6 protein-coding genes are annotated in these 6,373 nt (G+C 73.2%); 4 read left to right on the top strand and 2 right to left on the bottom strand.

The annotated features are described in order from the left end of the window. Positions 1–97: 97 nt before the first annotated feature. Both V7S47_RS10295 and dapB read right to left on the bottom strand, forming a co-directional pair. A complete protein-coding gene (locus tag V7S47_RS10295) occupies positions 98–1,708 on the bottom strand; it encodes a M4 family metallopeptidase (protein ID WP_336561486.1) in 1,611 nt (536 codons plus the stop codon). A gap of 120 nt (positions 1,709–1,828) precedes the next feature. Then, positions 1,829–2,575 (bottom strand): 4-hydroxy-tetrahydrodipicolinate reductase, encoded by a 747-nt coding sequence (gene dapB, locus V7S47_RS10290; RefSeq protein WP_090853397.1) that lies wholly within the window; start codon positions 2,573–2,575, stop codon positions 1,829–1,831. A 73-nt stretch (positions 2,576–2,648) separates the two neighbouring features. On the opposite strand from dapB, the gene V7S47_RS10285 reads away from it, so the two are divergent. The 4 genes from V7S47_RS10285 to V7S47_RS10270 all read left to right on the top strand — a co-directional run bounded on the left by V7S47_RS10285 (position 2,649) and on the right by V7S47_RS10270 (position 6,326). After that, positions 2,649–3,164, top strand: a complete 516-nt coding sequence (locus tag V7S47_RS10285; protein WP_336561485.1) for a class I SAM-dependent methyltransferase — start codon at positions 2,649–2,651, stop codon at positions 3,162–3,164. Positions 3,165–3,247: 83 nt separating this feature from the next. After that, positions 3,248–3,847 (top strand): transposase, encoded by a 600-nt coding sequence (locus V7S47_RS10280; protein ID WP_336561484.1) that lies wholly within the window; start codon positions 3,248–3,250, stop codon positions 3,845–3,847. Further along, positions 3,844–4,404: a hypothetical protein gene (locus V7S47_RS10275; RefSeq protein WP_336561483.1), complete on the top strand. Its 561-nt coding sequence runs from the start codon at positions 3,844–3,846 to the stop codon at positions 4,402–4,404. The genes V7S47_RS10280 and V7S47_RS10275 overlap by 4 nt, the downstream gene beginning before the upstream one ends. A 59-nt stretch (positions 4,405–4,463) precedes the next feature. After that, a complete protein-coding gene (locus V7S47_RS10270) occupies positions 4,464–6,326 on the top strand; it encodes an ATP-binding protein (protein WP_336561482.1) in 1,863 nt (620 codons plus the stop codon). Positions 6,327–6,373 lie beyond the last annotated feature (47 nt).

Here is a 6,373-nt window from a genome sequence, read left to right as displayed (position 1 = left end):
CGCGTCGAAACCCCGACCGAGGGTCGAGAGCAGACCAGCAAGCCACGAGGCCCGCACCGGAACATCCGGTGCGGGCCTCGTCGCGTTGCGGTGTCGGTCAGCCGACGCTGACCGCGCTCCACGCGGCGGCCACGGCGGCGCGCTGGGTGCTGCTGGCGCCGTAGAGGTCGCTAGCAGCGCTGAGCGTCGCCGTCCGGGCCTGGGCGTAGGTGGTGCCCGAGGTCATGTAGACGGTCAGGGCGCGGAACCAGATCTTCGCGGCGGCGTCCCGGCCGATTCCGGCGACGGTGGAGCCGTTGCAGGTCGGCGAGTTGTGCGCCGTGCCGCCGATCGTCTTGGCGCCCGAGCCCTCGGCGAGCAGGTAGAAGAAGTGGTTGCCGACGCCCGAGGAGTAGTGGACGTCGAGGTTCTTCGTGTTGGAGCTGTAGCAGTTGGGCGAGCTGCCGTCGGCGATCGGGTTGTCCATCCGGCGGAAGCCGGAGTGCGACGCGAGGTCGAACTCCTCGCCGATCAGGTAGTCGCCCGGGTCGTTGCCGTTGGCGGCGTAGAACTCGACCATCGTGCCGAAGATGTCGGAGGTGGCCTCGTTGAGGCCGCCGGACTCCCCGGAGTAGGTGAGGTTGGCGGTGTTCTCGGTGACGCCGTGGCTCATCTCGTGGCCGGCGACGTCGAGGGAGACCAGCGGACCGAACTCGGTGCCGTCACCGTCGCCGTACGTCATCTTCGAGCCGTCCCAGAACGCGTTGACGTAGCCGTTGCCGTAGTGGACCCGGCTCGGCGCGCCCGTGCCGTTGCCGAAGATGCCGTTGCGGCCGTGCACCAGCTTGAAGTAGTCGAAGGTCTTCGCGCCGCCGTAGTGGGCGTCGACGGCGGCCGACTCGCGGTTGGCGTTGCTGCCGGTGCCGAACGAGGTGTCGGTGCTCGTGTAGGCGACGCCGTTGGTGCAGCCGGCGCCGAAGATCTGGCAGAGGATCGAGTCCTCCTTGTTCTGCATGTCGGTCGTCTTGGCGTTGCCGCGCGTCGCGTCCGTCAGGGTGTACGACGAGCCGGACTGCGTGACCTGGATCGGCACGGTGCCGCTGTAGAGCGACTGCCCCGAGCCGTCGGCGGTGTGGATGCCCTCCACCCGGCGGATGACCTTGCCGGTGCGGGCGTCGACGTACGTCGCCAGCTCGCTCGGCGTGCCGTCGGCCTGGGTGCCGTGGGTGGTGACCTCCCAGGCGAGGCGGGGCTCGGCGCCGAGCGCGTCGACGACCAGCTCCGGCTTCCCCTCGGTGCGCAGGCCGGCGATGTCGGCCGTCGCCTTCGCGGGCGCCAGGGTGCGGCTCGCGGCGGCGGTGGCCGCCACCGCGGGCGCGGTGGTGAGGGTGAGCGCGTCGTCGAGGGTCCGGCTGACGCCGCGCCAGGTGCCGGCCGCTCCGCGGTGGACGACCAGGTCGCCGCCGACGACCCGCAGGCCGTGGTAGCTCCGGTCGAGCCGGACGTGGGTGGCGCCATCGGCGTCGGTGACGGTGTCGGTGACCGCGAACGCGGTCCCGTCGGTGGCCTGGGCGGCCGCCGGGTGGGCCAGCAGCGCGGAGACGGCCGCAGCGCCGATGCCCTTCTCCGTGGCCGACGGCGCGGCCGACGCCGCGCCACCCCCGCCCGTCATCCCGAGCGTGCCGATCGCGAGTGCCGCCAGTGTGGCGGTCCCCCAGCTTCTGCGCATGGTGCGCCCCTCTCGTCGTCGCCGCTCCGAGTGGGCGGCCCGACGAGCCAACGACAGACGAAAGGCCCGGGCTATCCGCAGGTTTGTGCAGTGCAACAACCTGCAGCCCGGCGCGACACCTCAGTCGAGGTCGAGGAAGTGCTCCAGTCCCACGGTGAGCCCCGGGTGCGCGGCGATGCCCCGGAGGCCGGTGAGCACGCCGGGGGTGAAGGAGGCCCGGTCGAGGGAGTCGTGGCGGATCGTCAGCGTCTCGCCGACGCCACCGAGGATCACCTCTTGGTGCGCGACCAGGCCGCGGATCCGCAGGCCGTGCACCCGGATGCCGTCGACGTCGGCGCCGCGGGCGCCATCCAGGGAGGTCGAGGTGGCGTCGGGCACCGGCGGGCTGCCGGCGGCACGGCGGGCCGCCGCGATCAGCTCCGCCGTACGACGGGCCGTGCCGGACGGGGCGTCGGCCTTGTCGGGGTGGTGCAGCTCGACGACCTCCACCGACTCGTAGAACGGCGCGGCCGCGGCGGCGAAGCGCATCATCAGGATCGCGCCGATCGAGAAGTTGGGGGCGATGAGGACCCCGGTGCCCGGGGAGGAGTCCAGCCAGCCGCGGAGGGTGGCGAGCCGGTCGTCGTCGAAACCGGTCGTCCCGACGACTGCGTGGATGCCCTGCGCGACGCAGAACTCGAGGTTGCCCATCACCACGTCGGGGTGGGTGAAGTCGACGACGGCCTCGGCGCCGGCCTCGACCAGTGCCTCGATCGGGTCGCCCGCGTCGACCGCGGCCACGAGCTCAGTGTCGGCGGCCGCCTCGACCGCCCGGCACACCTCGGCGCCCACCTTGCCCCGCGCGCCCAGCACGCCCACCTTGATCACGTCGGCCACGTCACCACCGTAGTGGGAGGGTCAGTCCCACCATCGACCCACCCGTTCTGGCAGGCTGGACCCCATGGTGGCGCAGGCGATTCCCGCCCGGATCCGGTGGGCGGTCGAGTTCATGGACGTCCAACCCTCGGATCATGTCCTCGAGATCGGCTGCGGACCCGGGGCCGGGGCCGAGGCGATCTGCAGCAAGCTGGAGACCGGCAAGCTGTTCGCGATCGACCGGTCGGAGTCGGGGGTCGACCGCACGAAGCGTCGCTGCGCGAAGTACGTCGAAGCCGGCCGGCTGACCGTCCGCCAGATCGACCTGGCGACGCTGCGGGTGCCGGTGAAGCGGCTGACGAAGGTCTACGCCTTCAACGTCAACCTCTTCTGGGTGCGCGACTGCGCCGACGAGATCGCCCTGCTCCACGAGCGGCTGCTGCCGGGTGGCGCCGTCTTCCTGTTCTACGAGGTCAAGTTCCCCGACCAGATGCCGACCGTGGTCGAGAAGGCCTCGGCAGCCCTCGCCGGTGGCGGCTTCCGGGTCTCGGTGGTCGAGCAGAAGGCACCCGCCGTCGTCGGCATCATCGGACGTCGGTGAAGGCTTTCGCCTAATAAGTTGCTTTCATAAGGCTATTTCCTGATCTAGTCTGTCCATCAGGGACCGGCCGAGGAGGAGGCGCCATGACCGTCCTGGTGCTCACCATCGACCAGCGCGACAGCCGGCACGGCGTCGACCGCGTGCCCGCCGCGCTGGAGCAGCTGGCCGACATCCCGGTGCTCCGCGGCTTCGAGCGGACCGCCGGCGACGAGCTCCAAGGAGTCCTCGACGATCCCGCCGCACTGCCGCGGGCGATCGAGCCGCTGCTGCGCGACGCCGGCTGGAGCATCGGCGTGGGTGCCGGGCCGGTGGACCTGCCGCTCCCCGCGCACGCCCGCGCGGGCGCAGGACCGGCGTACCTGCACGCGCGCAGCGCGGTCACCGCCGCGAAGACCGGGCCCTGGCACCTGCGGGTCGCCGGCGACCACCCGGGCACCCGCCAGCTGGAGTCGGCCCTGTGGCTGTGGGCGGCCGTGCTCGCCCGTCGTACGGCGCGGGGCTGGGAGGTGGCCGACCTCGTCGACACCGGCCTGTCGTACGACGAGACCGCCCGCCGCCTCGGCATCAGCCAGTCGGCCGTCAGCCAGCGCGCCCAGGCCGCGGGCATCGTCGAGGGACGCCGGGCGCGCGAGCTGGTCACCCACCTCGCCGCCACCGTGCTCGCCCCGCAGGAGGTCTCGTGACCACGGACACCGCCGGACTGGTCGTCCTCGTCCTGCTGGGCGCAGCCGTGGTCGCGGCCGCCGTCGGGTGGACGCCCGCCGGCCGCACCGTCTGGGTGCCCTGCTCCGTCGCCCTGCTGGCAGCGACCACGCTCACCGCGGCCGCCGCTCCCGAGGTCGTGGTCGCGGGCCGCGGCGGTACGACCCTGCTCGTCGTCCTCGCCGGTGCGCTGGCCGTCGTCGGCGGCGGACCGCTGACCTCCCTCGTCTTCGCCTGGGTGGACCGCCAGGACCACCCCGCGACCGGCGACCAGCAGCCGATCCACACCGCCGGCTCCGTGCTGCGCGGCGGCGCCTGGATCGGGGCGCTCGAGCGCACCGCCGTCTTCGCCAGCCTGGTCGGCGGCCTGACCGAGGGCCTGGCCATCGCCCTGGCGGTCAAGGGTCTGGGCCGCTATCCGGAGCTGCGCAACGGAGCGTCCGCGGGCGCGGCCGAGCGCTTCATCATCGGCACCTTCACCAGCGTCCTGTGGGCCTGCGCGTGCGCCGGCGTCGTCTGGCTGGCCGGCACGGGCTGAGCGGTCGAACTGGCGCCGTACGTCGGACACGACGTGCGGCCTCGTGCGATCCTGAGCCCGTGGAGACCCTGGCCGCCCGGCTCACGAACGCCGTCGAGCGACGGGCCGAGTCCGGCTGGGACCAGGCCGCGACCGCACGGGCGGCGCTCGCCGCGATCACCGTCGACGGCACCGACCCCGACCTGGACTCCGCGCTCAAGACCGTGCGCCACCAGTTCGGCCTGAGCGACCCCGACGCGGCGCTCCTGGAGGTCGCAGCCACCGCCGAGCAGAGCGTCAGCGGCCACCTGGTCCTCGGCCTCCTCGCCGGGGACGGGCACCCCGGTCGGCCGACGGTCGCCGTGGCGCTGGAGCTCGCCGGGCTGCCCGCCGACGCGCGCTCCGCGCGCGCCCACTTCGGCGAGCGCTCGCCCCTGGTCCGCTTCGGCCTGGTCACCGTCGCCGGCACCGACGTCCTGCTCAGCCGCCGGGTCGTCGTCGCCGAGCGGGTCTCCGCCTTCCTCGCGGGCGACGACCTGCCGGCCCGGTCGGTGCTCGGTCTTCTGCTCGACGGCGTGCCCGTCGCGGTCGAGGGCACCGACCTGCTGGTCTCTGCGCTCCAGGCCGGCCAGCGCCTGGTCTGGGTGCACGCGCCCGGCGGCGGCGCCGGCGCCGCGATGGCCACCGCCGCCTGCCACCAGCTCGGTGTGTCCTGCCTGATCGCCGACCTCGGCCGCCTCGACCCGTCCGCCTCGGTCCAGGACGCCGTCCTCGACCTGCTCGTGGAGTGCGGGCTCTCCGGCACCGTGCTGGTGCTGGTCGGCGCCGAGAAGGCCCGGGCCGACTCCTACACCCGCTCGGTCGTCCCGGTGGTGGCCGTCAGCACCGAGCCGTGGGACCCGGCCTGGCCGGCCGACCTGCCGCTGACCGTGCCCGCGCCGCGCCTCTCGGTCGCCGAGCGGCAGGCGGTCTGGGAGCCGATGCTCGGCGGGTTGTCCGCGAGCCGCGAGATCACGGGCATGCCGCTCTCCCCCGAGCAGATCGTCGCCGTCGGCCGGCACGCCGCGACCACCGCGACCCTGCACGGTGAGGACGGCGTCTCCGCCGAGCGGGTGCGGCACTCCGCCCGTGAGCTGAGCCGCGGCCGGTCCGTGCGCGCCAACGCCGGGTCCTCGGTCGGCCTGAGCGACCTCGTGCTCCCGCCGGCCGCCCTCGGCGAGGTGACCCGGATGCTCGACTGGGCCCGCTTCCGCGACGAGGTCGTGGCGATGGGTCCGCTGCACGGCAAGGGCGGCAAGGGCATCGGCATCTGCGCCCTGTTCTCCGGCCCGCCCGGCACCGGCAAGACCCTCGCGGCCCACGTCGTGGCCGACTCGCTCGGCATGGACCTCTACCAGGTCGACCTCTCCACGATCGTCGACAAGTACATCGGCGAGACCGAGAAGAACCTGGAGAAGGTCTTCGCCGAGGCCGAGGCCACCAACGCCGTGCTCTTCTTCGACGAGGCGGACGCGCTCTTCGGGTCCCGCTCCGAGGTCAAGGACGCCAAGGACCGCTACGCCAACCAGGAGATCGCCTACCTCCTGCAGCGGATGGAGCAGTTCGACGGCATCACCGTGCTGGCCAGCAACCTGCGCGGCAACCTCGATCCCGCGTTCGCCCGGCGGCTGCACTTCATGGTCGCCTTCCCGGACCCCGACCAGCCCACCCGGCACCGGCTGTGGACCCACCACCTCGCCGACGTCCCGGTCGACGCCGACGACCCGGTCGACGTCGAGTGGCTCAGCAACTCGGTCGAGCTGGCCGGCGGCGACATCCGCAACATGGTCCTCGCGGCCGTCTACGCCGCGGTCGCCGAGGGCGGTGCGGTCGGCATGCGGCACGTCTACGACGCCGTACGACGCGAGCACATCAAGCTCGGACGGCGCCCTCCCGTCCGCTGAGACCGACGAACGCCGTCGGCAAAAGGCGGCGGTTCGCCGGACGTACG

Origin of the sequence: Nocardioides sp. CCNWLW216, from assembly GCF_037120545.1 — a bacterium.
GTDB classification, from domain to species: Bacteria; Actinomycetota; Actinomycetes; order Propionibacteriales; family Nocardioidaceae; genus Nocardioides; species Nocardioides lianchengensis.
Note: the sequence above shows the minus strand (reverse complement) of the source record. Positions and strands in the feature narration are given on the sequence as shown.